This is a genomic window from Pseudotabrizicola alkalilacus (assembly GCF_003443995.1).
GTDB lineage: Bacteria > Pseudomonadota > Alphaproteobacteria > Rhodobacterales > Rhodobacteraceae > Pseudotabrizicola > Pseudotabrizicola alkalilacus.
The window spans coordinates 1-1,971 of the sequence record NZ_QWEY01000030.1 but is presented as its reverse complement, the minus strand read 5'-3'; the positions used below and the strand labels follow the sequence as shown (position 1 = coordinate 1,971).

At 63.3% G+C, this 1,971-nt stretch carries 1 protein-coding gene; it reads left to right on the top strand.

Annotated elements, in window-relative coordinates:
• Positions 1-39: 39 nt before the first annotated feature.
• The coding region (locus D1012_RS21815; protein WP_118156229.1) for a 3-hydroxyacyl-CoA dehydrogenase NAD-binding domain-containing protein at positions 40-1,971 on the top strand (1,932 nt) is incomplete at its 3' end.

Genomic DNA, 1,971 nt, shown 5'->3' with positions numbered 1-1,971 from the left:
CTATAAGCGGAGCAATCATTCAAAGCGAGGTGTCCGGCGATGGAGTGCGTGACTGTAGAGATACACGGCGATCTGGCACGGGTCATCATTGACAACCCCCCTGTGAATGCTCTTGGGCAAGCCGTTCGGGCTGGTCTGCTGAACGCGCAGAAACAGATTTCGCGTCAGCCTGAGGTAAAGGCGGTGGTGTTGTGCTGCGCTGGGCGCAGTTTTGTTGCCGGGGCCGATATCCGGGAATTTGGCAAACCACCCATGGCGCCGTTGTTGCCCGACGTTCTGGCCGCAATCGAAGCCTCCGCCGTGCCTTGGGTCGCGGCGATTCATGGCACCGCACTGGGGGGCGGGCTTGAACTGGCGATGGCCTGCCATGGGCGTGTCGCCAGTGCATCCGCAAAAATGGGTCTGCCCGAGGTCAACCTTGGTATCATTCCGGGGTCTGGCGGCACCGTACGCCTGCCGCGCCTGGTCCCTATTGTCGATGCGGTTGCACTGGTCACCAAGGGCAAGCCGGTTGGCGCAGAGCAGGCACAGGCCAGCGGTCTGATCGACTGTCTTGCCTCGGGCGATCTGATTGCAACTGCCGAAAGGCTGGCCCGCGCATTGGCGGCTCAGGGTGCGCCCCGTCCGACCTTGTCGCGTACTCTGATAACGGGTGCACCGATTGATTGGGATGCAGAAGAGGCGGGCTTGCGCAAGCGTGGCCGTGGTGCTGCCGCACCGCTGGAGGCTTTGGCCGCATTGCGCTTTGCCACCACGGCTTCGGCTTCGGATGCACTGGCGGCAGAGCGTGAGCGGTTCCTGCGGTTGTCGGCTTCGCCCGAGGCAGCGGCTTTGCGGCACATTTTCTTTGCCGAACGGGCGGCCGGAAAGAGCCTGGTGGCCGGGGGGGCTGTGCCCGCCGACCTGTCGCGCGTTGGTGTGATCGGCGGTGGCACGATGGGTGCCGGCATTGCCACCGCGCTTTTGGTGTCCGGTTCAGAGGTTCACCTGACTGAACGCGATGCATCTGCCGCCGCGTCCGCGCAGGACCGTATCGCCGATACGCTCGCCGCCAGCGTAAAGCGGGGGGCTGTTGCGCCGGAAAAGGCTGATGCTGCGCTGGCGCGCCTGACCACTGGCGACGACTATGCAACCCTTGCCGACTGTCCGCTGGTGATCGAAGCGGTCTTTGAGGATATGGCTGTCAAGCAGCAGGTGTTTGCGCGGCTTGATGCGGTGATGCCGCCAAATGCGGTTCTGGCAAGCAACACCTCTTACCTCGATGTCAATAAACTCGCGGTCCTGACCCGCGATCCGTCGCGCATTCTGGGGTTGCACTTCTTTGCCCCCGCGCATGTGATGAAATTGCTGGAGGTGGTACGGGCCGATCAGACCGGGGCGCGGGCCCTTGCCACGGGCGCGGCGCTGGCGCGGCGTCTGGGCAAGATCGCAGTGGTGGCGGGCGTTTGCGACGGCTTTATCGGCAACCGGATCATGTCGGCCTATCGTCGCGAGTGTGAATTCATGCTGGAAGAAGGCGCGCTGCCCCAGCAGATTGACGCCGCGATGGAGGCCTTTGGCTTTGCCATGGGCATTTATGCGGTGCAGGACATGAGCGGGCTGGATATCGCCTGGGCGCAGCGCAAAGCCCGCGCCGCGAACCGGCCAACAAATGAACGCTACGCCCATATCGCAGACCGGCTGTGTGAAGCAGGCCGGCTGGGGCGCAAGACGGGCAAGGGCTGGTACGATTACACCACAGGCCACGCCAAACCCGACCCCGAAGTGGAGCGCATCATCGCAGAGGAAAGCGCCCGCGCCGGTCTCGCACGGCGCACGTTTGCCGGTGATGAGATCACGGCCCGGATCCTGCGCATCATGCAGACCGAAGGTCAGGCGCTGTTGAAAGAAGGCATCGCAGAAAGCGCAGGTGATATTGATGTTGTCATGGTCACCGGCTTTGGGTTTCCACGTCACAAAGGTGGGCCGATG